This window comes from Enterococcus sp. AZ197, from assembly GCF_050556405.1.
Classification (GTDB): Bacteria; Bacillota; Bacilli; order Lactobacillales; family Enterococcaceae; genus Enterococcus; species Enterococcus faecalis.
In genome coordinates, this window is the sequence record NZ_CP187873.1 from 909,748 (window position 1) to 934,144 (window position 24,397).

At 36.5% G+C, this 24,397-nt stretch carries 27 protein-coding genes and 1 other RNA gene; 24 read left to right on the plus strand and 4 right to left on the minus strand.

Going from position 1 to position 24,397, the window contains the following annotated elements:
- The first annotated feature begins 1 nt into the window (after position 1).
- From galT to IGK82_RS04585, 17 genes are all read left to right on the plus strand, one after another.
- Positions 2 to 1,492: a UDP-glucose--hexose-1-phosphate uridylyltransferase gene (gene galT, locus IGK82_RS04505; RefSeq protein WP_002411158.1), complete on the plus strand. Its 1,491-nt coding sequence runs from the start codon at positions 2 to 4 to the stop codon at positions 1,490 to 1,492.
- Positions 1,493 to 1,498: 6 nt separating this feature from the next.
- Positions 1,499 to 2,503, plus strand: a complete 1,005-nt coding sequence (locus IGK82_RS04510; RefSeq protein ID WP_002419835.1) for a LacI family DNA-binding transcriptional regulator — start codon at positions 1,499 to 1,501, stop codon at positions 2,501 to 2,503.
- A gap of 9 nt (positions 2,504 to 2,512) precedes the next feature.
- The gene (locus IGK82_RS04515) at positions 2,513 to 3,079 is read left to right on the plus strand and encodes a kinase (RefSeq protein WP_016622137.1); all 567 of its coding nucleotides are present in this window, start codon (positions 2,513 to 2,515) and stop codon (positions 3,077 to 3,079) included.
- 27 nt (positions 3,080 to 3,106) lie between these two features.
- Complete coding sequence (locus IGK82_RS04520) at positions 3,107 to 3,406, plus strand: hypothetical protein (RefSeq protein WP_016622136.1); 300 nt, start codon at positions 3,107 to 3,109, stop codon at positions 3,404 to 3,406.
- Positions 3,407 to 3,472: 66 nt separating this feature from the next.
- Positions 3,473 to 3,985, plus strand: coding sequence for a GNAT family N-acetyltransferase (locus IGK82_RS04525; RefSeq protein WP_002386019.1), 513 nt, complete (start codon positions 3,473 to 3,475; stop codon positions 3,983 to 3,985).
- Between the two features lie 30 nt (positions 3,986 to 4,015).
- Entirely contained in the window at positions 4,016 to 4,774 is a 759-nt protein-coding gene (locus tag IGK82_RS04530) for an aminoglycoside adenylyltransferase domain-containing protein (protein ID WP_002386017.1), read from the plus strand.
- 23 nt (positions 4,775 to 4,797) lie between these two features.
- Entirely contained in the window at positions 4,798 to 5,238 is a 441-nt protein-coding gene (locus IGK82_RS04535) for a GNAT family N-acetyltransferase (protein WP_002378167.1), read from the plus strand.
- A gap of 192 nt (positions 5,239 to 5,430) precedes the next feature.
- Entirely contained in the window at positions 5,431 to 6,585 is a 1,155-nt protein-coding gene (gene emeA, locus IGK82_RS04540; RefSeq protein ID WP_010709290.1) for a multidrug efflux MFS transporter EmeA, read from the plus strand.
- A gap of 145 nt (positions 6,586 to 6,730) precedes the next feature.
- The gene (locus IGK82_RS04545; RefSeq protein ID WP_002382081.1) at positions 6,731 to 8,053 is read left to right on the plus strand and encodes a Y-family DNA polymerase; all 1,323 of its coding nucleotides are present in this window, start codon (positions 6,731 to 6,733) and stop codon (positions 8,051 to 8,053) included.
- A gap of 4 nt (positions 8,054 to 8,057) precedes the next feature.
- Positions 8,058 to 8,447 (plus strand): hypothetical protein, encoded by a 390-nt coding sequence (locus IGK82_RS04550; protein WP_002407077.1) that lies wholly within the window; start codon positions 8,058 to 8,060, stop codon positions 8,445 to 8,447.
- A gap of 71 nt (positions 8,448 to 8,518) precedes the next feature.
- Complete coding sequence (locus IGK82_RS04555) at positions 8,519 to 8,716, plus strand: hypothetical protein (protein ID WP_002363671.1); 198 nt, start codon at positions 8,519 to 8,521, stop codon at positions 8,714 to 8,716.
- Between the two features lie 17 nt (positions 8,717 to 8,733).
- Entirely contained in the window at positions 8,734 to 9,039 is a 306-nt protein-coding gene (locus tag IGK82_RS04560; protein WP_002358136.1) for a hypothetical protein, read from the plus strand.
- 52 nt (positions 9,040 to 9,091) lie between these two features.
- Positions 9,092 to 9,523, plus strand: coding sequence for a universal stress protein (locus IGK82_RS04565; protein WP_010706572.1), 432 nt, complete (start codon positions 9,092 to 9,094; stop codon positions 9,521 to 9,523).
- Positions 9,524 to 9,593: 70 nt separating this feature from the next.
- Positions 9,594 to 9,836, plus strand: a complete 243-nt coding sequence (locus IGK82_RS04570; protein ID WP_010709291.1) for a hypothetical protein — start codon at positions 9,594 to 9,596, stop codon at positions 9,834 to 9,836.
- 369 nt (positions 9,837 to 10,205) lie between these two features.
- Positions 10,206 to 10,652 (plus strand): GNAT family N-acetyltransferase, encoded by a 447-nt coding sequence (locus tag IGK82_RS04575; RefSeq protein WP_002396414.1) that lies wholly within the window; start codon positions 10,206 to 10,208, stop codon positions 10,650 to 10,652.
- 139 nt (positions 10,653 to 10,791) lie between these two features.
- Positions 10,792 to 11,505 (plus strand): DsbA family oxidoreductase, encoded by a 714-nt coding sequence (locus tag IGK82_RS04580; protein ID WP_002410340.1) that lies wholly within the window; start codon positions 10,792 to 10,794, stop codon positions 11,503 to 11,505.
- A 70-nt stretch (positions 11,506 to 11,575) separates the two neighbouring features.
- Entirely contained in the window at positions 11,576 to 11,971 is a 396-nt protein-coding gene (locus IGK82_RS04585; RefSeq protein ID WP_002358131.1) for a DUF805 domain-containing protein, read from the plus strand.
- Between the two features lie 185 nt (positions 11,972 to 12,156).
- Here the strand turns inward: IGK82_RS04585 and IGK82_RS04590 are convergent, their stop codons facing one another.
- Positions 12,157 to 13,578: a helix-turn-helix domain-containing protein gene (locus IGK82_RS04590; RefSeq protein WP_016622134.1), complete on the minus strand. Its 1,422-nt coding sequence runs from the start codon at positions 13,576 to 13,578 to the stop codon at positions 12,157 to 12,159.
- A gap of 174 nt (positions 13,579 to 13,752) precedes the next feature.
- On the opposite strand from IGK82_RS04590, the gene ebpA reads away from it, so the two are divergent.
- From ebpA to srtC, 4 genes are all read left to right on the plus strand, one after another.
- A complete protein-coding gene (ebpA, locus tag IGK82_RS04595) occupies positions 13,753 to 17,217 on the plus strand; it encodes an endocarditis and biofilm-associated pilus tip protein EbpA (RefSeq protein ID WP_430605169.1) in 3,465 nt (1,154 codons plus the stop codon).
- Positions 17,218 to 17,220: 3 nt separating this feature from the next.
- Complete coding sequence (gene ebpB / locus IGK82_RS04600) at positions 17,221 to 18,651, plus strand: endocarditis and biofilm-associated pilus minor subunit EbpB (protein ID WP_250652922.1); 1,431 nt, start codon at positions 17,221 to 17,223, stop codon at positions 18,649 to 18,651.
- Positions 18,648 to 20,531, plus strand: a complete 1,884-nt coding sequence (ebpC, locus tag IGK82_RS04605; RefSeq protein WP_016622131.1) for an endocarditis and biofilm-associated pilus major subunit EbpC — start codon at positions 18,648 to 18,650, stop codon at positions 20,529 to 20,531. Before ebpB ends, ebpC begins: the two co-directional genes overlap by 4 nt.
- Before the next feature lie 93 nt (positions 20,532 to 20,624).
- The gene (srtC, locus tag IGK82_RS04610; RefSeq protein ID WP_002369656.1) at positions 20,625 to 21,479 is read left to right on the plus strand and encodes an Ebp pilus assembly class C sortase; all 855 of its coding nucleotides are present in this window, start codon (positions 20,625 to 20,627) and stop codon (positions 21,477 to 21,479) included.
- Positions 21,480 to 21,546: 67 nt separating this feature from the next.
- On the opposite strand, the gene IGK82_RS04615 is transcribed toward srtC, so the two are convergent.
- Positions 21,547 to 21,840: a hypothetical protein gene (locus tag IGK82_RS04615; protein WP_002358125.1), complete on the minus strand. Its 294-nt coding sequence runs from the start codon at positions 21,838 to 21,840 to the stop codon at positions 21,547 to 21,549.
- 195 nt (positions 21,841 to 22,035) lie between these two features.
- Between IGK82_RS04615 and IGK82_RS04620 the strand changes: the two genes are divergently transcribed.
- The 3 genes from IGK82_RS04620 to IGK82_RS04630 all read left to right on the plus strand — a co-directional run bounded on the left by IGK82_RS04620 (position 22,036) and on the right by IGK82_RS04630 (position 23,280).
- Positions 22,036 to 22,239, plus strand: coding sequence for a DUF378 domain-containing protein (locus tag IGK82_RS04620; RefSeq protein WP_002381996.1), 204 nt, complete (start codon positions 22,036 to 22,038; stop codon positions 22,237 to 22,239).
- A 358-nt stretch (positions 22,240 to 22,597) separates the two neighbouring features.
- Positions 22,598 to 23,110: an enterococcin EntV gene (gene entV, locus IGK82_RS04625; protein ID WP_002358120.1), complete on the plus strand. Its 513-nt coding sequence runs from the start codon at positions 22,598 to 22,600 to the stop codon at positions 23,108 to 23,110.
- Positions 23,095 to 23,280, plus strand: coding sequence for a hypothetical protein (locus IGK82_RS04630; protein ID WP_002384733.1), 186 nt, complete (start codon positions 23,095 to 23,097; stop codon positions 23,278 to 23,280). The genes entV and IGK82_RS04630 overlap by 16 nt, the downstream gene beginning before the upstream one ends.
- A gap of 134 nt (positions 23,281 to 23,414) precedes the next feature.
- Here IGK82_RS04630 and ssrA read toward each other — a convergent pair.
- Both ssrA and IGK82_RS04640 read right to left on the minus strand, forming a co-directional pair.
- Positions 23,415 to 23,781, minus strand: a transfer-messenger RNA (tmRNA) gene (gene ssrA / locus IGK82_RS04635).
- Positions 23,782 to 23,919: 138 nt separating this feature from the next.
- Positions 23,920 to 24,225 (minus strand): DUF898 family protein, encoded by a 306-nt coding sequence (locus IGK82_RS04640; protein ID WP_002360604.1) that lies wholly within the window; start codon positions 24,223 to 24,225, stop codon positions 23,920 to 23,922.
- Between the last annotated feature and the right edge of the window lie 172 nt (positions 24,226 to 24,397).

The following is a 24,397-nucleotide window of genomic DNA, read 5'->3' on the forward strand; positions in this document are numbered from 1 at the left end:
GATGAAAGAAAGTAGTAAATGGATTGCTGCATTTGTAGAGATAATCATAGAAAATGGCGATTGGACGGAAACAGACCGTTATTATTTGACGAATCGGATTGCCAAACTAGTTGGCTGTGATTTTTTTGAACAACCAGAAGCGGTTGCTTGTGAGCAAGAACCGTTGCGTGTGGTGGAACATCTTTTAAACATTGCACAAGCCAATCACCAAATCGATGACTCAATTACGGAAGCAGAACAACTAGAAGCGGAGTTAATGGATTTTATTACGCCGACCCCAACCATCATTAATCAGAAGTTTATGGATTATTATCAAGAGTCTCCACGAAAAGCAACGGATTATTTTTATCAGTTATGTAAAACGAATAACTACATTAAAACGAAAGCAATCGCCAAAAACATTATTTTCCCAATGGACTCACCCTATGGTAAACTAGAAATTACCATTAACTTATCGAAGCCAGAAAAGGATGCTCGAAAAATTTTGGCTGAAAAGAAAATGAGTCAAAAAAAATATCCAGCGTGTATGTTATGTATGGAGAATGAAGGCTATTATGGCCGTGTAAATTATCCAGCACGTACAAACCATCGGATTATCCGACTAAATTTAGAGGACGAAGCTTGGGGCTTTCAATATTCGCCATATGCTTACTATAATGAGCATGCGATTTTCTTGGACCAACAACATCGAGAAATGAAAATCGAGAAAAAAACGTTCCAGCGGCTCCTTAAAATTACGGAGTTATTCCCTGAATATTTTGTGGGCTCTAATGCAGATTTGCCAATTGTTGGTGGTTCTATTTTATCTCATGATCATTACCAAGCAGGACGTCATACATTTCCAATGGATTTAGCACCAATGGAAAAAAGATTTTCTTTGAAAAAATATCCTGAGATAACTGCTGGTATTTTAAAATGGCCGATGTCTGTGATTCGTCTTCAAAGTGATCGTCAAGAGGAACTAGTTGAGGCGGCCGAATTAATTTTGACCAAATGGCGCAATTATTCTGATGAACGTGTCTCAGTTCGGGCCTATTCAGAAGATGGCACACCGCATCATACGATTACGCCAATTGCCCGACGCAAAGGGTCATTATTTGAATTGGATTTAGTTTTACGAGATAATAATGTTTCGGAGGAATTTCCAGATGGCATTTTTCATCCACATCCAGAAGTACAACATATTAAGCAAGAAAATATTGGCTTAATTGAAGTAATGGGACTAGCTATTTTGCCACCAAGGCTGGCACAAGAATTAAGAGAAGTCGAAAAGTATTTATTAAAGCAACCCAATCAAATTGCTGAAAGTCATCGAGCTTGGGCGGATGAACTCAGTCAGCAAACCATCACTGAAGCCAATGTCAAAGAAGTGATCCAACAAGGAATTGGGACAATTTTTGTTCAAATTTTAACAGATGCCGGCGTCTTTAAACGTGATGAAGAAGGCCGTCGTGCTTTTGAACGATTTATTCAATGTATTGAAAATGATTAATTTGAGGTGAGGAACATCGTAACCATTAAAGATATAGCAGAGCAAGTCGGTGTTTCTTCAGCGACAGTTTCGAGAGTTTTGAACTATGATGAAACATTATCAGTTAGTGATGAAACGAAGAAGAAAATATTTGAAACAGCAGAAACGTTAAATTATAAAAAGCGAGCCAGAAAAAAACAAGCAGGCAAAAAGAAAATTCGGTTTGTCCAATGGTTCAGCGATCCAGAAGAACTGGATGATATTTACTATTTATCGATTCGTTTAGGTGTTGAAAAGCGGGCAGAGGAATTGGGTTTTCTTTTAGTCAAAGAATCTCTGACAAACCTGTCTCAAAAAAGATTTGATGGGACAATTGCCCTAGGAAAATTTGATGAAAAGCAAGTGGCGGCCTTAGCCGCCTTAGGCGCACCTCTTCTATTTGTAGACTTTGATGCAATGGCTTTTGGCCAAAACTCCATTGTTGTTGATTTTACTGGAAGTGTTAAAACAATTGTGCAAGAATTTTTGGCGCAAGGGCATCAGAAAATTGGTATGCTTTCTGGGCAAGAATATACGAAAGAGTCCCACGTGGCATTGGTTGATCCACGTTTTGTCGCTTTTAAAGAAACCTTAAAAGATCTGGACCTTTATCATCAAGAATGGGTTGTCGAAGCAGCTTTTTCTGTTGAAGAAGGCTATCAAGCGATGAAAGACTTTATTGAAAAAGCGGACACTCGTCCAACCGCTTTTTTCGCTGCAAGTGATACGTTGGCAATTGGTGCGATGCGGGCGTTACAAGAAGCAGCAATTCGTGTGCCAGAAGATATTTCTATCATTGGTTTTAATGATATTAGTGTCGCAAAATATGTTTCACCCACATTAACAACAGTCAAAGTTCATACTGAATGGATGGGTGAGCTAGCCGTTGAGACAATGAAAGAGTTATGCTTGAATACCCCACCAGTTCCTAGAAAAATTATTGTCGGAACGGAATTCATTCAGCGAGATTCAACGAAACATTCATCAAAATAACAGCAAAACTTGGAGAGTTTTTTCCAAGTTTTTTGCTCTTTTCTGCTGGTTTTCAACAATCAAGAAAATGGAGGGAAACAGATGCAACCGAAATTAATTATTTTACGTGGTAATTCTGGTAGTGGTAAAACAACGATAGCTAAAGCGCTTCATCAGTGTCTTAAAGAACAATCGTTATTGATTTCTCAAGATGTGGTGCGCAGAGAAATGCTTCGTGTTAAAGATGAAACAGGTAATCTAAGTATTGCTTTGTTAAAACAGTTGGTAGCTTTTGGGTATCAAGAATGCCAGTATGTGATTGTTGAAGGGATTTTTCAAAAAGCCATTTATCATTCCTTTTTTCAGGAAATGAATCATCTCTTTGAAGGAAACGTTCAGGTTTATTATTTTGATATTTCTTTTGAAGAAACGCTGAAAAGACATAGCCAGAGAAACAAGAATCAAGAATTTGGTGTCGTGGAAATGAAACGTTGGTGGCTACCAGAAGATTATTTAGGGTTTCCGGGAGAACAGCGGTTATCTGAACAACTGTCTGAAAAGCAGATTATCAGGCAAATTTTAGCAGATATTCAGTAGTAAGTGCTGCGCTTTTTAGAGAAATGGATGTTGTGGTATGATAAAAAAGAAGGAGTGATTTCAATGGATTACCAAGAACGATTAAAAAATTTACCACCTGAAGTCATGACAGCTTTTTCAGAATCATTTATTTTTTTAATCAGTAACGATAAAGTTCAACATTTTCCTGCACGAGACTTAACGCAAGCTGAAATGATTCAACGAGTGAAAGAGAAATTAGGTGAAGCGGTGACGTGGTCCTTATGGCAAGGGTTCGTTATTGCTGTTAATTCAGAAGAAACATGTGTTGCTGTTTTGCCCAAATATCATCAACTCGATGGTTTTTGAAAATGAATAAGGGAGCGAAGAATTATTCGCTTCGTTGTATAAAATGAAAACGCTTTTCGGGAGGAAATGCTGATGTCTGAGCTAGTGGTTATTAGAGAAATGCAAGAGAAAGATATCTTAGCGCTGGATACTCAATTTGTCCAACAAGGTTGGCCAAGTCGCCAAGAGATTTTAATGAACTATTTAGAAGAACAATTAGTCAAGCAACGAACGGTTTTTGTAGCGGAGAAAAAGGCAACGCTGTTAGGTTATGTGACGTTACTGCCATTAGCTAAGGAAGGACCTTTTAAAAATTTATATCCTGAAATAGCTGATTTCAATGTATTCTTGCCATTTCAAAAACAAGGAGTGGGGCGGTTATTATTAAATCGTGCAGAAAATGTTGCCAAAAGTTATGCAGATACTGTTTCCTTGGGAGTAGGCCTGCATCCTGGTTATGGTGCAGCGCAAAGATTATATATCAAACAAGGATATGTGCCAGATGGTTCAGGAGTTTGGTTTCAAAATAAGCAGCTGAAACCAAACGATCGGTGTGTTAATGATGATGCGTTAGTTCTTTATTTATCGAAAAAACTATAGCAATTGTCAATCAATAATGGAGGAATAATCGTGGTTCATCAATTATTAGCTCAAATGGAAAATGGATATATGAAAATAATAAAAGAAAATTTAGTTGGAATATATCTTCATGGTTCTTATGCTTTTGGAACCTATTGTCATTCAGTAAGTGATTTGGATGTACTGATTGTGGTTTATGAAAAGCTTACTATTGATGAGAAGAAACAATTATTAGATTATACAATTAATATTTTAGATAAGTGGGCACCAAAAAAAGGGATAGAATTCCATGTGCTACAATTAAAAGATACAATAAATTTGAGTTATCCGATTCCCTTCGATTTACATTTTTCTCCGATACATCGTTCCAGATATCTGACTAATAAAAATAAATATATTGAAGATATGATGGGATACGATGAGGATCTAGTGGCACATCTTATGATTACAAAATTATATGGAAAAGTACTCGTAGGAAAACCGATTGATTCCGTTTTTGGCTGGATAGATCAAAAGAAATATTTTGAAAGCATTGTAGCTGATGTGAAAGAGGCAAAAAAAGAAATTGTTCAACAACCTATGTACGTTATTTTAAATCTGTGTAGAGTAATGGCGTTTAAGCAAGAGAATAAAATTTTATCAAAAAGGGCTGGCGGGGAATGGGGCCTAGTACATTTTCCTACTAATTATCATTCGCTGATACAACTAGCTTTAAAAGAGTATCGAGGCGAAACAGTTTTGTTAGAGCAATACAATGATTCAGAATTAAATGATTTTGCGGATATTACGCTTTCGTTATTATTTAAGTAAGAATGTAAAGGAGGGTGTTACCCTTGATTAGAAAAATGAAGCCAACAGATGCAGCGGCGTTAACTATCATTAATAAAGAACAATTGGGCTATGAAGTTCCCGTTGACGTGACCTGTAAACAGATTGAGAAATTACTACTAGCCAGTGACAGAGAGTTTTTATATGTTTATGAAGAAACGAAGACAGGCAAGATTTTAGGCTATGTGCATGCGCAACTGTATGAAACAATTTATTCCCAAACGTTATTGAACGTTCTGGGGTTAGCAGTGGCAAAAGAAGCAGAAGGCCGTGGAATTGGCAAACAATTAATGACGAAACTAGAAACGGAAGCTAAAAAGTATAACTTGTCTGCGATTCGCTTAAATTCAGGGGAACAGCGTACAGCAGCACATCAATTTTATGAACACATTGGCTATGTTTCTGATAAAAAACAAAAGCGATTCATTAAATACTTGGATACTTAAGTTATGTCTTTAAAAAATAACAATTTCCTTTAAAAAAATAAGTAAAAACTAGTGAAATTTTCAGCGAATTAGTGTAAAATGTATCTCAATGACTCAACGAGTGTTTCAGCCGAAACACTGTCAAAGAAAGTACATACAAAGAAACAGAAATAGCCATTTTTGATGGCTGTTTTTTTATGGAGGAGGCAAATTATGACGAAAAAAAATAGTATGATGTACTTAGCAATTTCTAACTTATTTCTTGTTTTTCTAGGCGTAGGCCTAGTCATTCCCGTAATTCCCCAATTAAAAGAAGAAATGCATTTTTCTGGTACCACAATGGGAATGATGATTTCTATTTTTGCGATTGCCCAATTAATCACATCGCCAATCGCAGGTGTCCTTTCGGATAAAATTGGTCGGAAAAAAATGATTGCGACGGGCATGTTGGTTTTTTCAATTTCTGAGTTATTATTTGGTTTAGCCCAAGCGAAAAGCGGTTTTTATATTTCTCGTGGTTTAGGTGGGATTGCCGCCGCGTTATTAATGCCGTCAGTGACAGCCTTTGTGGCAGATATGACCACGATTTCTGAACGTCCGAAAGCGATGGGGCTTGTGTCAGCTGCAATTAGTGGTGGTTTTATTATCGGACCAGGAGTTGGTGGTTTTATTGCTTATTTAGGTATTCGCGCTCCATTTTTTGCGGCCGCATTTTTAGCGTTTATTGGTTTTATTTTGACATTAACTGTTTTGAAGGAGCCAGAGAAACGAATTTTAGCCGCTGTTGAAGCGAAAAAAGGTTCATTTATGGATATTTTAAGAAATCCAATGTTTACCTCATTATTTGTGATTATCTTAATTTCCTCTTTTGGCCTGCAAGCGTTCGAATCTATTTATAGTATTATGGCGACTATTAATTTTGGCTTTACCACAAGTGAAATAGCAATCGTGATTACGGTTAGTGGTATTTTAGCGTTGATTTGTCAGTTGTTTTTCTTTGATGCAATCGTCCAAAAAATAGGTGAAATGGGTTTAATCCAATTAACCTTTTTTGCAAGTGCCATTTTTATTGCCGTGATTGCCTTTACAAAAAATAATTTAGTTGTTGTATTTTCAACGTTTATTGTCTTTTTAGCGTTTGACTTGTTTAGACCAGCAGTAACTACTTATTTATCCAAACATGCTGGAGATCAACAAGGAACCATCAACGGATTAAATTCGACATTTACAAGTTTTGGTAATATTTTAGGACCAATGGCAGCAGGAGCTTTATTTGATATCAATCACTTTTTCCCTTATTATGTTTCAGCAGCAATTCTGTTAGGAACGGGCTTTTTATCGTTATTTTTAAATCGAAATAAGATGTAAAAGAAAAAATAAGTATTTGGAATATAAAAATTCCGAATACTTATTTTTTTTGATCACCGACCGTTCTTGAAAAAAACAAAAAAATAAACAGTGTTCGCTTGATTAATCGAACGTTTGTTCGTATAATGGTTTTGCAAGTGAGGTGATGTTTGTGAAATTTGATTATGAAAAAGAACCTAGTCGCGATATTCTTTGTATTGATTGCAAAAGTTTTTACGCTAGTGTAGAATGCGCAGAACGTGGGTTAGATCCGTTGAAAACGATGTTAGTAGTGATGAGTAATGCCGAAAATGCGGGGGGATTAGTTTTATCAGCATCGCCAATGGCAAAAAAAGTTTTAGGTGTTTCAAATGTTACGCGTAAAAATCAAGTGCCCGCTCATCCTGATTTATATGTGGTTCCGCCACGAATGAATTTGTACATGAAAAAAAATCAAGAAATTAATAATTTATATAAAAAGTTTGTCGCAGATGAAGATCACTCTGTGTTTAGTGTAGATGAATCATTTCTTGATGTAACGGCTTCTTTAAGTTATTTTCATTGTGAAACTGCCTATAAAATGGCTCGGATTATCCAAAGAGTCGTTTATAATCATGTGGGTATTTATGTGACCGTTGGGATAGGGGACAATCCGTTACTGGCTAAATTGGCGTTGGACAATGGCGCCAAACATTCGCCAGATTTTATTGCAGAATGGCGGTATGATCGTGTACCAGATACTGTCTGGCAGTTGCCTTCTTTGACAGATTTTTGTGGGATTGGTCGCAGAATGGCTAAACGACTGAATCGTTTAGGAATTGATTCTGTATATGAGTTAGCGCAAGCGAATCCGCATCTTTTACAAGAAACATTTGGCGTGATGGGGCTTCAATTGTATGCTCATTCATGGGGGATTGATCGTACCTTTTTAGGGAAAAAAGCGCAACATAAAGCTGAAAAATCATTTGGAAATAGTCAGATTTTACCGAGAGATTATGCGCGAAGAGATCAGATTGAACTAGTCTTAAAGGAACTGACAGAACAAGTGGCTGCTCGTTTAAGAAAAGCGCATTGTCAAACGGAATGTATCACAGTCTACGTTGGTTATTCCAAAGGCCAAATTGACCGTGAAGGACGAACTGGTTGGCGAAAACAACAAACGATTCCTGCAACAAACAATACAAAAGTTTTGATTACCTATGTATTAGCCCTTTTTAGAGAACATTATCTAGCGGGAACCGATGTCCGGCAATTAGGGCTTTCTTATGGGAAATTAGTTTGGAATGAATCTTTACAATTAGATTTATTTTCGGAACCAGAAGAGCAAATTAGTGAAATGGAGTTAAACTATCTGATTGATAAAATCCGACAAAAATTTGGCTTTCAAGCTTTAATCCACGCCTCTTCTTTGTTGGAAGGCGCGACGGCAATTCATCGTTCAGGATTAGTCGGTGGACATGCTGGAGGAAATGTCGGTTTAGGAGGATAACATCATGAAACGAACAAAAAAAGAATTTACACCTTATAATGAGTACCATGATCGGCCCTTTGAACTGAAATGGGCGACCGCTTTTGCATTGGGGGAGTTACAAGAAGGAATCGAAGCTTCTGACGAATATTCTAAGAGAGCGTTTGAACGCTTACCGCAACAGACAACAGAAGAAATTGAAGAATACTTAGAGCAGTCTTTAAAAAATAACCAGGTTTTAGAAATCCAATTGAATACATTGGATGATTATGGCCGTGTTCAACCGCCAATTGTTGGTGTTTTTGAAGGGATGAGTTCAATGGAGTATGCAAAAGTTGGACATACACATATTTTATTTGAAGAGATTCGGCATATTAAAAGTCATGAGTTTACAAAGTGGTCGAGCCTTGATTAAAAAACTATTGTTATACGTGCGTTTTGTGAAAACATATGAGATAATGTTCATAGGTAATAGAAATAAAAATTATGGAGGTGGCTAGGATGGGACATCATTTAAAAGGACACCATGGCAAAAAAACAAACGCAAATGGCGGTTTTTTAACAAAGTTATTGGCAGGCGGCGCCTTAGTGGGCGTAGGAAAAAAGTTATACGATAATCGTGAAAAAATTAAAGAGCTGTTAAGTGACGACAAAGAAAAAGGCAACGACACTGAAAACAAATAAAGGACTGGATTGACGGAATGGTAAAAGATGCAGCGTATATTATTGAAGAGATTACCACGATTTTAGAAGGAACCTATTTTGTGATAACCAAGAAAGCGAATAAGCGCCGCATGTGTTTACATGTTTCAGATACCGCGAAAGAATTTTTACGTTGTCGACTGGAGTATGAAACATTCTTAGAGCAACAGTTTGATTATGCCACAATGTTTTTAGAAACATGTACGGAAGATGTTTCTGTTGAAATTCAAACGGGACTACTTGAAGAAACAAATTATCAAGCATTAACCGTGGAAAAATTACAACAGATAGCCACTAAAATGTAACACAGCTGTTGTGTTAGTTTTGATTCTTAATTTGGTTAAGGAGGCGGATAAAATGTCAGTATATCAACATATTTTGGTTGCTCTTGATGGCTCAGATCAATCTGAAAAAGCTTTTCATGAAGCTGTCAGGATTGCCAAAGAGGAACAAGCCACTCTTTATTTAGCTACAATTATTAATGATGCTGAATTTACGACGAGTCCATTTTCTTTTGAAGAATTGTATGATTTAGAAAAACACAAGTCAGAAGAGATGCTCACTGGAAAGGCAAAACAAGCGAGTGAAATTGGTGTAAAAACAGTCAAAAAAATTGTTGAACTTGGGAGCCCAAAACGTTATCTTGCCAACACGATTTCTGAAAATTATGCCATAGATTTAATTGTGCTAGGTGCCACGGGAAGAGGTGCTATTCAACGAACCTTGATTGGTTCTACTACAGATTATGTGGTTAACCATGCTTTGTGCAATGTCTTAGTCGTTCGCTAATTGTGAGTAAATAATCAAGGGAACAATGTTTTATCGGGACGTTTTTTTAAATTAAACGAGAGGTGAGTTTATGAAAACAAAAATCGGAAAAACAGTTATCTTGTCAGCATTTTTATTCACAAGTTTCCTTTTACTGAGTGGTTGTACCTCGGCTGGCAAAGAGATGGAAAAAACAATTGATCGACAGAAAGAAAAAGTCGATAAAACGGTCGATAAGCAGAAACATAAAAATGAAAATTCCATGGAAAGTTACGACGAAAAAGTTGACCGTTCTTTAGATAGTCAAGAAGACAAAATCGATACTACTGAGTAACGGGAAAGCTTTCAACTATCGGCTAGTAAATAAATAATATACAAAAGGGAGCATCCACTGCAGTTATTTCTCACAGCGGATCCTCTCTTTTGTGGTTAAAAAGAAAAAGTTAACTGCTCCCCAACAGTTAACTTTTAATCATGTTGCACATAGTTAAAACACTCTATATATCATTTATATCATTTGAAACGGGTAGTGTAAAAAGAAATCTCTTGAAAAGAGTCTCCATTTATAGGGAAGATTTCCCATAAAAAAGAGAAACGTATAATCACAGAGAGTTAGAGAAAGCAAAGGGAAATAAGTATGTTAAAATAAGAAGCAAGAAAGAATACAAGTATGCTGAAAATAACAACTAATTAGGTGAAAACAATGGAAATACATTTTGAAAAAGTAACAAGCGATAATCGTAAAGCAGTGGAAAACCTACAAGTTTTCGCTGAACAACAAACCTTCATTGAATCAATGGCAGAAAATCTAAAAGAATCGGACCAATTTCCAGAATGGGAATCGGCAGGTATTTATGACGGCAATCAATTAATCGGCTATGCCATGTATGGACGTTGGCAAGATGGGCGCGTTTGGCTAGACCGCTTTTTAATTGATCAACGGTTCCAAGGACAAGGTTATGGGAAAGCAGCCTGTCGACTTTTAATGTTAATGCTAATAGAAAAATACCAAACAAACAAGCTATACTTGAGTGTTTATGATACGAACAGCTCAGCAATTCGGTTGTATCAACAACTTGGTTTTGTATTTAATGGTGAATTAGATACGAATGGTGAGCGGGTAATGGAATGGACACATCAGAATAAGTAGATAGAACAGGTGAAACAAAAGCCATAGCGCATTTTGTTTCACCTTTTTCTTTTAATTGGCTCCATTTGTTTACTTTTAGTAAGTAAAATGGTAAATTTAGTTCAATCTGTTTTGAAAAAAGAGTTACTGGAGGGTAAGGATGAAAATAGAATTTTTCCATGATGTTATTTGTAGTTTTTGTTTTCCAATGTCTGACCGCATGCATGAGATTCAACAAGAATTTCCTGAAATTGAATTGATTCATCGGTCGTTTGCGTTGGGATGGTCAGCAAACGATTTTGAAACAATGTTTGGCTCACGAGCAGCAGTAAAAGAAGAAGTTTTGACGCATTGGGTGCATGCCAATCAAAACGATTCAAAGCATCGTTTTAATATTGAAGGGATGAGGAAGCAACGATTTGATTTTCCAACATCAAAGAATGCATTATTAGCAGCAAAAGCAGCTGGATACATTGGCAACCAAGACACCTATTGGTTACTGTTTGATAAGTTACAAGAAGGTTTATTTATGAGAAGTTTAAATATTGAAGAGCCAGAAGTAATTGAGGAGCTAGTAAAAGAGACAACGATTGATTTTGCTTTATGGAAAGAAGCTGTTGCTTCCGAGGCTGTTTGGACGGCGGTTCAAGAAGATTTCGCGCTAGCTTCTGCTTATGGTCTACAAGGAGTTCCCGCACTAATCATTAATCAAAAATATTTAATTAATGGTGCAGTACCGAAACAGCAAATCAGCCAAACTATTCAAAAAATTCTCGCAGAAGAAAAACAACAGCAACTGTTAGTTTCATTAACTCCTTCTTCTGAAGAGTCCGCTTCGTGTGAGTTTAAGGAAGGCACATGGACGTGTCATTAAACAGCTTAAAATAACGTTATTCTTTGACAAAACGAAAGACTTCTGTAATAGTTAATGCGGGGGTGATAATATGTTTAACGCGTATAGAGAATACTGGAATAATATTACAACAATGAATGCGTCAGCAACACGAGCACAATATTGGTGGCCACAATTAATTAATTATTTGGTGTTAGGGATTTATTCAGCAATTACGGGCGTTTACAGATATATTGAAGTAACACCCAATGATGGAACAATTATTAAAGAATGGAATACTGTGACCATTATCTTTTTCTTGCTGACTGCTTTAATTTGGTTGGCAAACTTTACTGTTCGAGCAAGAAGATTGCATGATCGCGACCACAGTAACTGGTGGATTTTATTCTATTTACTTCCTTTTATCGGTACTTTAGTGATCTTCATTACATTAATTTTGCCAAGTAAAAGTCACACAAGATGGCCAGTGAATCAATCAGAAATTTAATTTGCTGGTTTCGTTTAGCTGATTATCTTAAGAGTGAAAATAGGACATAAGTCATTTCGACTTATGTCCTATTTTCTTTTTTATTTCAGAAAAATAAAAATATCTTCTGTATGATGGCACCTCACATTACGCGGTTCTTGCTAAAAGGGCTATCTTTTTGGTAGATAGGGAAAACCATTAAGACGTTAAAAGTTTAATAAATCGAGCAATTCTCTTTTGTTAGAAAATAAGATAGCATCATTAATTAAAATACTTGGAACACTGGTTTCAATAATTGGTTGATTGGTAATAATCAAGTCAAATTCTTCGAGTCGATGGTCACCTAATTGTTCTTCCGTAATTGCTAACGTATTTGAACGAATCCGATGCAAAGCTAAAATATCGTGGACATAGTTTCCAATATATTGACTATGATTCAGGCCCATGTCGCTAATAATCAAAATCTTTTTTGAGTCGAAACTCTGGTTAATTTCTGGAAAAGTATTAAGCAACAAAAAAATATAAGAAGATGAATAGTTTAATAGATTTGTTTCTAAAAGAGCGGAAAAGAAATGCAATTCTGCTTTTAATCGTGCATATAAGTGAAGCTGAGTAAAATGAATTTGTCGAGTGAAAAAGGTGGCCCTTTGTGTCAATTCGGAGGTGTCAAAAGGCACTAATTGAGAAAACAAATAAAGACAGGTTAACAAGTGAACAGCGAAGTCGACGACTTCTTCTGTTAATTGTTCAATCTGTGAAAAAGCATTAAATTTTAAATTTTCACGTATTCTTTGACTGATGACTTCTTGGTCTTCGGAGTAGTATTGCTGAAAAGCGCCTCTTTGAAAATATCGGAGAACTTCCCGATAGGTTTCACGGCTGAGCCCAGTAAAATGACGACTGAGTAAAAGATAATCTTCCATTTTAATCGGACTCTTTTTATCTGTTTTTTTCTGGAAACGTTGTTGAAATCCTTGATGCTCTCTTAATAAATCAACAATAAAATACATAATAAAGAAATCGTGTTCATAACTGTTATCCATACTAATAATATTTAATTGGCATTGATTACGACGCATTAATTGTTTGATTTCCTGCTTATCTAATTGATAAGGCAATTCATAATGACCATAATACATTAAAAAGAAAAAGGTTGTAAAAATACGTAAAGGCAATTCTTCTGTTTGGCTAGTTAATTGATAGCCTTGATCAACGATAACGCGAAGAGAGTAAGTTTCCAAGACCTGATTACACTGCTTCAATTTTCGAGCAAAAGAAGAGCGACTAATATTGATGGTATCGCAATAATATTCGATGGTTTTGCCAGGATTTTGGATAAACTCATGGAGCAATTGGGTGGTCGTTGACGTTTTTGCCATATCCGTCAGCACGTTTAAATATAAGGACACATTAAAGTTTTCTAAACGATAGCCTAATTTATGCGATGTTTTAATGGTTAAACTTTCGCCCCAACGCTGTTTAATCTCCTCAATATAACGAATAAAAGTAGACTCAGAACTACCAATATATTTTGCAAGTTCTTTTTTAGTCATCCATTTATCAGAAATGGATAAGACACGAATGATTTCTTCCATTTTCCGATAATTTTTTTCTAAAAACCTAATCATATTGTTTCCTCCCAAGTCCTTTACTTTAATGAAACAATCATCGAAACAATAACGCAATTTCAGAAATGAAACCGCTTGGTATGAAAGCTGGTGTGATTTAATGAGCTCCTTCTCTGTATAATAATTATCAGATTAGAATAATGAAATTTTACGTGCTAGGCAATTCTAATTTAACTGTTAATTCATAAAAGAAAGGAGAGAACAGACATTAAATTACTAAAGAAATTTGGGGTTTTCGGCGTAGTCTTTTTACTTGTCTCATCCTATTTCATACCGCTCATTGGCTATGCAGAAACAGCCAAAGAAGTTGAAATTACATCCGCTCAAATGATAACAGATGAGAATGATAAAACGAATATTAATATCGAGTTAAATCTTCTCAACCAAACAGAGCAGCCATTACAACGAGAAATTCAATTGAAAAATGCACAGTTCATGGATACTGCTGTAATTGAAAAAGACGGATATTCTTACCAAGTGACTAATGGTACGCTTTATCTGACTTTGGACGCACAAGTAAAAAAGCCGGTACAGCTTTCGTTAGCTGTTGAGCAAAGTTCGCTTCAAACAGCTCAGCCACCTAAGTTATTGTATGAAAACAACGAATATGATGTTTCAGTTACTTCTGAAAAAATAACAGTAGAGGATTCTGCTAAAGAATCAACTGAACCAGAAAAAATAACTGTACCAGAAAATACGAAAGAAACTAACAAAAATGATTCGGCTCCAGAAAAAACAGAACAGCCGACCGCAACAGAAGAGGTAACCAATCCATTTGCAGAAGCAAGAATGGCGCCAGCTACTTTGAGAGCGAATCTGGCACTGCCTTTAATTGCACCACAATACACGACGGATAATTCTGGGACTTATCCGACAGCTAATTGGCAGCCCACAGGCAATCAAAATGTGTTAAACCATCAAGGGAATAAAGATGGTGGTGCCCAATGGGATGGCCAAACGAGTTGGAATGGGGACCCTACTAATCGCACAAATTCTTATATTGAGTATGGCGGTACAGGAGACCAAGCCGATTATGCCATCCGAAAATATGCTAGAGAAACAACAACACCAGGGCTTTTTGATGTATATCTTAATGTGCGTGGAAATGTTCAAAAAGAAATCACGCCATTGGATTTGGTCTTAGTCGTTGACTGGTCCGGAAGTATGAATGAAAACAATCGGATTGGTGAAGTTCAAAAAGGAGTGAACCGTTTTGTTGATACATTGGCAGATAGCGGTATTACCAATAACATCAACATGGGCTATGTTGGCTACTCAAGTGACGGTTATAATAACAACGCCATTCAAATGGGGCCGTTTGATACAGTCAAAAATCCAATTAAAAATATTACGCCAAGTAGCACTAGAGGAGGAACTTTCACTCAAAAAGCATTAAGAGATGCTGGTGATATGTTAGCAACGCCAGATGGACATAAGAAAGTCATTGTACTTTTAACGGATGGCGTCCCAACCTTCTCTTATAAAGTGAGTCGAGTTCAAACAGAGGCGGATGGTCGCTTTTACGGGACACAATTTACGAATCGACAAGATCAACCAGGTAGCACTTCTTATATCTCTGGTAGCTATAATGCGCCAGATCAAAACAATATCAATAAACGAATTAACAGTACGTTTATCGCCACGATAGGTGAGGCAATGGCCTTAAAACAACGTGGGATTGAAATACATGGATTGGGCATTCAATTGCAAAGCGATCCACGAGCTAATTTATCTAAACAACAAGTTGAAGATAAAATGCGTGAGATGGTGTCAGCCGATGAAAATGGAGACCTTTATTATGAATCCGCGGATTATGCACCAGACATTTCTGATTATTTAGCGAAAAAAGCCGTTCAGATTTCAGGAACGGTTGTAAACGGAAAAGTAGTTGATCCAATTGCTGAACCTTTTAAATACGAGCCAAATACATTATCAATGAAAAGTGTGGGTCCTGTTCAGGTTCAAACATTACCAGAAGTGTCGCTAACAGGCGCTACAATTAATAGTAATGAGATTTATTTGGGTAAAGGGCAAGAAATTCAAATTCATTATCAAGTACGTATTCAAACAGAGTCAGAAAACTTCAAACCTGATTTTTGGTATCAAATGAATGGTCAGACAACGTTTCAGCCATTAGCCACGGCCCCTGAAAAAGTTGATTTTGGGGTTCCTTCGGGAAAAGCACCTGGCGTGAAGTTAAACGTGAAAAAAATCTGGGAAGAGTATGATCAAGACCCAACAAGTCGGCCAGATAATGTGATTTATGAAATTAGTAGAAAGCAAGTAACTGACACAGCCAACTGGCAAACTGGGTATATTAAATTATCAAAACCAGAAAATGATACCAGCAATAGTTGGGAGCGCAAAAATGTAACCCAACTTTCCAAAACCGCGGATGAAAGCTATCAAGAAGTTCTTGGACTTCCCCAATACAATAATCAAGGACAAGCTTTCAATTACCAAACAACCCGTGAATTAGCAGTTCCTGGTTACAGTCAAGAAAAAATCGACGATACTACTTGGAAAAACACGAAGCAGTTCAAGCCATTAGATTTAAAAGTAATCAAAAATTCTTCCTCAGGTGAGAAAAACTTAGCGGGAGCCGTCTTTGAATTGAGTGGTAAAAATGTTCAGACAACATTAGTGGACAATAAAGATGGGAGCTACTCCTTGCCAAAAGATGTGCGCCTACAAAAAGGGGAACGCTATACATTAACTGAAGTAAAAGCACCTGCAGGACATGAGTTAGGTAAGAAAACGACTTGGCAAATTGAGGTGAGTGAGCAAGGCAAAGTAAGCATCGATGGACAAGAAGTGACCACCACAAATCAAGTTATTCCATTGGAAATTGAAAATAAATTTTCTTCTTTGCCAATCAGAATTAGAAAATACACCATGCAAAACGGCAAACAAGTGAACTTAGCAGAGGCGACTTTTGCGTTGCAAAGAAAAAATGCTCAAGGAAGTTACCAAACTGTGGCAACTCAAAAAACAGATACTGCAGGATTGAGCTATTTTAAAATTAGTGAACCTGGTGAGTATCGAATGGTGGAACAATCAGGACCATTAGGATACGACACTCTTGCTGGAAATTATGAATTTACTGTTGATAAATATGGGGAAATTCACTATGCAGGCAAAAATATTGAAGAAAATGCGCCAGAATGGACACTGACACATCAAAATCATTTGAAACCTTTTGACTTAACGGTTCATAAAAAAGCCGATAATCAGACGCCACTTAAAGGAGCGAAATTCCGTTTAACAGGACCAGATACGGATATTGAATTACCAAAAGATGGCAAAGAAACGGATACTTTTGTTTTTGAAAACTTAAAACCAGGGAAATATGTCCTAACAGAAACCTTTACGCCAGAAGGATATCAGGGGTTAAAAGAACCAATCGAATTAATAATTCGCGAAGATGGTTCAGTCACGATAGATGGGGAAAAAGTAGCAGATGTTTTAATTTCTGGAGAGAAGAATAATCAAATTACTTTAGATGTTACTAACCAAGCAAAGGTTCCTTTACCTGAAACTGGTGGCATAGGACGCTTTTGGTTTTACTTGATAGCGATTAGTACATTCGTGATAGCGGGTGTTTATCTCTTTATTAGACAACCAGAAGGGAGTGTGTAATCAATGAAAAACGCACGTTGGTTAAGTATTTGCGTCATGCTACTCGCTCTTTTCGGGTTTTCACAGCAAGCATTAGCAGAGGCATCGCAAGCAAGCGTTCAAGTTACGTTGCACAAATTATTGTTCCCTGATGGTCAATTACCAGAACAGCAGCAAAACACAGGGGAAGAGGGAACGCTGCTTCAAAATTATCGGGGCTTAAATGACGTCATTTATCAAGTCTATGATGTGACGGATCCGTTTTATCAGCTTCGTTCTGAAGGAAAAACGGTCCAAGAGGCACAGCGTCAATTAGCAGAAACCGGTGCAATGAATAGAAAACCGATCGCAGAAGATAAAACACAGACAATAAATGGAGAAGATGGAGTGGTTTCTTTTTCATTAGCTAGCAAAGATTCGCAGCAACGAGATAAAGCCTATTTATTTGTTGAAGCGGAAGCACCGGAAGTGGTAAAGGAAAAAGCTAGCAACCTAGTAGTGATTTTGCCTGTTCAAGATCCACAATGGCAATCGTTAACGCATATTCATTTATATCCAAAAAATGAAGAAAATGCCTATGACTTACCACCACTTGAAAAAACGGTACTCGATAAGCAACAAGGCTTTAATCAAGGAGAGCACATTAACTATCAGTTAACGACTCAGATTCCAGCGAATATTTTAGGATATCAGGAATTCCGTTTGTCAGATAAGGCGGATACAACGTTGACACTTTTACCAGAATCAATTGTGGTAAAAGTGGCTGGAAAAACAGTTACTACAGGTTACACACTGACGACGCAAAAGCATGGATTTACGCTTGATTTTTCAATTAAAGACTTGCAAAACTTTGCAAATCAAACAATGACTGTGTCGTATCAAATGCGTTTAGAAAAGACCGCTGAACCTGACACTGCGATTAACAACGAAGGACAATTAGTCACGGACAAACATACCTTGACTAAAAGAGCCACAGTTCGTACAGGTGGCAAGTCTTTTGTCAAAGTTGATAGTGAAAATGCGAAAATCACCTTGCCAGAGGCTGTTTTTATCGTCAAAAATCAAGCGGGGGAATACCTCAATGAAACAGCAAACGGGTATCGTTGGCAAAAAGAAAAAGCATTAGCTAAAAAGATCACATCTAATCAAGCCGGCGAATTTTCAGTTAAAGGCTTAAAAGATGGCCAGTACTTCTTAGAAGAAATCTCTGCACCAAAAGGTTATCTTCTGAATCAAACAGAAATTCCTTTTACGGTGGAAAAAAATTCTTACGCAACGAACGGACAACGAACAGCACCGTTACATGTAATCAATAAAAAAGTAAAAGAGTCAGGCTTCTTACCAAAAACAAATGAAGAACGTTCTATTTGGTTGACGATTGCAGGCCTGCTAATCATTGGTATGGTAGTCATTTGGCTATTTTATCAAAAACAAAAAAGAGGAGAGAGAAAATGAAGCAATTAAAAAAAGTTTGGTACACCGTTAGTACCTTGTTACTAATTTTGCCACTTTTCACGAGTGTATTAGGGACAACAACTGCATTTGCAGAAGAAAATGGGGAGAGCGCACAGCTCGTGATTCACAAAAAGAAAATGACGGATTTACCAGATCCGCTTATTCAAAATAGCGGGAAAGAAATGAGCGAGTTTGATAAATATCAAGGACTGGCAGATGTGACGTTTAGTATTTATAACGTGACGAACGAATTTTACGAGCAACGAGCGGCAGGCGCAAGCGTTGATGCAGCTAAACAAGCTGTCCAAAGTTTAACTCCTGGGAAACCTGTTGCTCAAGGAACCACCGATGCAAATGGGAATGTCACTGTTCAGTTACCTAAAAAACAAAATGGTAAAGATGCAGTGTATACCATTAAAGAAGAACCAAAAGAGGGTGTAGTTGCTGCTACGAATATGGTGGTGGCGTTCCCAGTTTACGAAATGATCAAGCAAGCAGATGGTTCCTATAAATATGGAACAGAAGAATTAGCGATTGTTCATATTTATCCTAAAAATGTGGTAGCCAATGATGGTAGTTTACATGTGAAAAAAGTAGGAACTGCTGAAAATGAAGGATTAAATGGTGCAGAATTTGTTATTTCCAAAAGCGAAGGCTCACCAGGCACAGTAAAATATATCCAAGGAGTCAAAGATGGATTATATACATGGACAACGGATAAAGAACAAGCAAAACGCTTTATTACTGGGAAAAGTTATGAAATTGGCGAAAATGATTTTACAGAAGCAGAGAATGGAACGGGAGAATTAACAGTTAAAAATCTTGAGGTTGGTTCGTATATTTTAGAAGAAGTAAAAGCTCCAAATAATGCAGAATTAATTGAAAATCAAACAAAAACACCATTTACAATTGAAGCAAACAATCAAACACCTGTTGAAAAAACAGTCAAAAATGATACCTCTAAAGTTGATAAAACAACACCAAACTTAGATGGTAAAGATGTGGCAATTGGCGAAAAAATTAAATATCAAATTTCTGTAAATATTCCATTGGGGATTGCAGACAAAGAAGGCGACGCTAATAAATACGTCAAATTCAATTTAGTTGATAAACATGATGCAGCCTTAACTTTTGATAACGTGACTTCTGGAGAGTATGCCTATGCGTTATATGATGGGGATACAATGATCGCTCCTGAAAATTATCAAGTGACTGAACAAGCAAATGGCTTCACTGTCGCCGTTAATCCAGCGTATATTCCTACGCTAACACCAGGCGGCACACTAAAATTCGTTTACTTTATGCATTTAAATGAAAAAGCAGATCCTACGAAAGGCTTTAAAAATGAGGCGAATGTTGATAACGGCCATACCGACGACCAAACACCACCAACTGTTGAAGTTGTGACAGGTGGGAAACGTTTCATTAAAGTCGATGGCGATGTGACAGCGACACAAGCCTTGGCGGGAGCTTCCTTTGTCGTCCGTGATCAAAACAGCGACACAGCAAATTATTTGAAAATCGATGAAACAACGAAAGCAGCAACTTGGGTGAAAACAAAAGCTGAAGCAACTACTTTTACAACAACGGCTGATGGATTAGTTGATATCACAGGGCTTAAATACGGTACCTATTATTTAGAAGAAACTGTAGCTCCTGATGATTATGTCTTGTTAACAAATCGGATTGAATTTGTGGTCAATGAACAATCATATGGCACAACAGAAAACCTAGTTTCACCAGAAAAAGTACCAAACAAACACAAAGGTACCTTACCTTCAACAGGTGGCAAAGGAATCTACGTTTACTTAGGAAGTGGCGCAGTCTTGCTACTTATTGCAGGAGTCTACTTTGCTAGACGTAGAAAAGAAAATGCTTAATTTCTAGCATCACCGAAGAAATTTTTAGAAAAACAAAGAGCCTGGGCCAATCACTGTCCCAGGCTCTCATGCTTTATTTTTAAGGAGGAAGCAATGAAGTCAAAAAAGAAACGTCGTATCATTGATGGTTTTATGATTCTTTTACTGATTATTGGAATAGGTGCATTTGCGTATCCTTTTGTTAGCGATGCATTAAATAACTATCTGGATCAACAAATTATCGCTCATTATCAAGCAAAAGCAAGCCAAGAAAACACCAAAGAAATGGCTGAACTTCAAGAAAAAATGGAAAAGAAAAACCAAGAATTAGCGAAAAAAGGCAGCAATCCTGGATTAGATCCTTTTTCTGAAACGCAAAAAACAACGAAAAAACCAGACAAATCCTATTTTGAAAGTCATACGATTGGTGTTTTAACCATTCCAAAAATAAATGTCCGTTTACCAATTTTTGATAAAACGAATGCATTACTATTGGAAAAAGGAAGCTCCTTGTTAGAAGGAACCTCCTATCCTACAGGTGGTGCGAATACACATGCGGTCATTTCAGGACATCGTGGTCTCCCTCAAGCCAAATTATTTACAGATTTGCCAGAATTAAAAAAAGGCGATGAATTTTATATCGAAGTCAATGGGAAGACGCTCGCTTATCAAGTGGATCAAATAAAAACCGTTGAACCAACTGATACAAAAGATTTACACATTGAGTCTGGCCAAGATCTCGTCACTTTATTAACTTGCACACCGTATATGATAAACAGTCATCGGTTATTAGTTCGAGGACATCGTATCCCATATCAACCAGAAAAAGCAGCAGCGGGGATGAAAAAAGTGGTACAACAACAAAATTTACTATTATGGACATTACTTTTAATTGCCTGTGCGTTAATTATTAGCGGCTTCATTATCTGGTACAAGCGGCGGAAAAAGACGACCAGAAAACCAAAGTAGTATGACGAAAAGGCTAAACATACTAAAAAAAAGAGTAAAAAAATAGCTTTTCAATTTTTAATCCTCCTTATCGTGCATAATTGAACCAGAGAAACAGAAGTATTAACGAAATAACTAAAAGAGCAAGCCCTGAATAAAAAGCGACAAAGGGCCAATCAATCGACTGTTTAAATTCCTGCCAAGTTTGGATTTTTCTGTTTTTTTTCGCGCTATCCTCAAGCGTGAGTAAATAATTCAATAGTAAGAGGAGTAGCAACACCGTGAAATCATTTGTGGTAAAAAGCACATGTAAAAATAGAATGACAAAGACAACACGGGATAACACTCGATTCCGCAAAATTAAAAATAACTTAGCACGCATAATAAACCACCATTTCTTATCAGAGATAATGAATCTGTTTTTGTCTACTCTTTAGTTATATCATAAAATTCTTAATAATGAAAAAATGATTCGAGAAAATAATTGAAAAAAAGTTTTTTTCCTGAATCATTATTTTCGTAAATAAAGAATAAACGTGTTACTCTTGGCTTATCAAATTTGGAAGGAGTGTTAAAAATGAAATATCTGGATATTATTGCTTTAATTTTATTGATTGTCGGAGGTTTAAACTGGTTATTAGTTGGTGCATTTAATTTTGATTTAGTTGCAACAATTAGTGGCGGTGCAACCACACCATTAGCAAAAATTATCTATATTATTGTCGGAATTTGTGCGATTTATTCTATTAAGTTTTTAGCTCCTTTGTTCCGCGAACCATAGGATTGATTTAAAAGATTTAGATAACGTGAAGTTATTTTGACTTAGCAATTGAGAGTTTCCTTGAGAAAGGGGACTCTTTTTTTATTTTCTATATTCGTTTCAGAAGGTTTAGACAAGCTCAAAAAATATTTCAAGAGAGCTGCGTTGTTTTCAAAATAGAACCTAGCATTACCTCGAACGTACCTCAAATAACCTGTGTCTTTTTTTGAATCATTAGTTCAAATTGATGTGATCACTAGTGAGAAAAATCAGCTCTAGGATATATAGGAAAATATAAGCATCAAATAGGGATTTTGATGATAAATTATCTTTTTCCTTGTTATGATCATAACAAGGAAAAGAAAGTAGGGATTTATTTATGGAATTACAGGTGACAAAAAAGGCTAAATTTTTTTGTTTGGCGATGGCATTACTAATGACATTAGGTATTTTTATCAGCGCTGGAACAAGTGTTTATGCATCTGACCAGCTAGAGGATTCAGAAGTTGAGGCTGTAGCAAAAGGACTGGAAGAAATGTATGCGAATGGAGTGACGGAAGATAACTTTAAAAACTATGTCAAAAATAATTTTGCTCAGCAAGAGATTTCTTCAGTTGAGGAAGAGTTAAATGTAAATATTTCTGATGCTTCAACAGTAGTTCAAGCACGTTTTAATTGGAATGCATTAGGAAGTTGCGTTGCTAACAAAATCAAAGATGAGTTTTTTGCAATGATTAGTATCAGCGCAATTGTAAAAGCTGCACAAAAGAAAGCCTGGAAAGAATTAGCAGTGACTGTATTACGCTTCGCTAAAGCCAATGGGTTAAAGACGAATGCTATTATTGTAGCTGGACAACTAGCTTTATGGGCAGTTCAATGTGGGCTAAGCTAATGAATTTAAAAGATCATGTTACGGAAATAGTAATTACTTTTATCATCGCTTTTGTGTATACTTGGATAGATTCAGGAGAAATTGAAATCTTAAAAACTCTTTTGATAACAATAATATTTTTAGCCATGTTCTATGCAATACCCAAAATCACCAATAGAAAAAGAAAATGAAGTGGTTTTAGAAAGATAATGTGATAGGAAGTGTAAGGGGAGGTAACGAGCCTTCTCTTGCTTATAGAAAAAAAGAGCTAAAACCTTATAAAATAAAGGTTTTAGCTCTTTTTTGTTTTTCTCTACTTTTCTAAAAATGGAGACGGCGGGAGTCGAACCCGCGTCCAAACATATTGCCACTTAAATCTCTACGTTCATAGACACTCATTTAAAGGTTCGCTTTACAGCGTGCCGAGTGACAGGCATTCTGTATTGCTAGTCTGGTAAGCTCTTCTAAATTTTACAGACGGAAAAATTTAGCGTATCCCACTTCGATTAGGACCCTGACCCGAGCACATGGGCGATGCCGGGAGGATCTTCGCTAGCTGGTTTTTAGGCAGCTAAAGCGAAAGAATTGTTTTCGTTTTTAGCAGTTATATTTAACTGTAACGTTTTAACGTAGCCGTAACCTACGAAACGCAATTCAAGCTCAACTATGCCTGTCGAATCCGTAACGCCCCCGAAATAACATAAGTATCCCTTGATACTTATCAAAGTATAGCATAAATTCCTTGTTTTTTCAAAGAGTAGGATAACACTCTGTTAGATATTCATAAAAAGAGGAAGGAGGGACCGTAACTCAGTTCATCCTTCCTCTTTTTATGAAAGTGTGTGGGTATGTTTTGTAATCCATTGTTGCAAACGGATATTCAACCAAAAACCATAAATTCCTAAAGTAATTATAGTTAATAAAAGCCATTTAATCCAATGACCGAATAATTGCATAGCTGTACCGTCAAAATAAAGGCGTTTACCATCAATAACGGTATGCTTGATTTTCCAGTTGTACATCATACAAATTCCCCAAGGTGCGCAAATGCCTAATGTAAAGACAGTAATCAAGGTTGCTAAAATTGAAGTCCCGATATACGTTGCTAAACCACCGTCAAAATATGAATTTTTCATTCTTTTCCTCCTTATCTCATAAACTTTATTATAACAAGAATAAATGGCCTGGGAAACAAAATGAGGATGAAATAAGTATTTTTATTCATTATTGATGTGAAATATGTTATTTATGCAACTCAAACTTGGCAGCATTAGATATTTTGTAACAAATGTTATCTAATGTAACTAC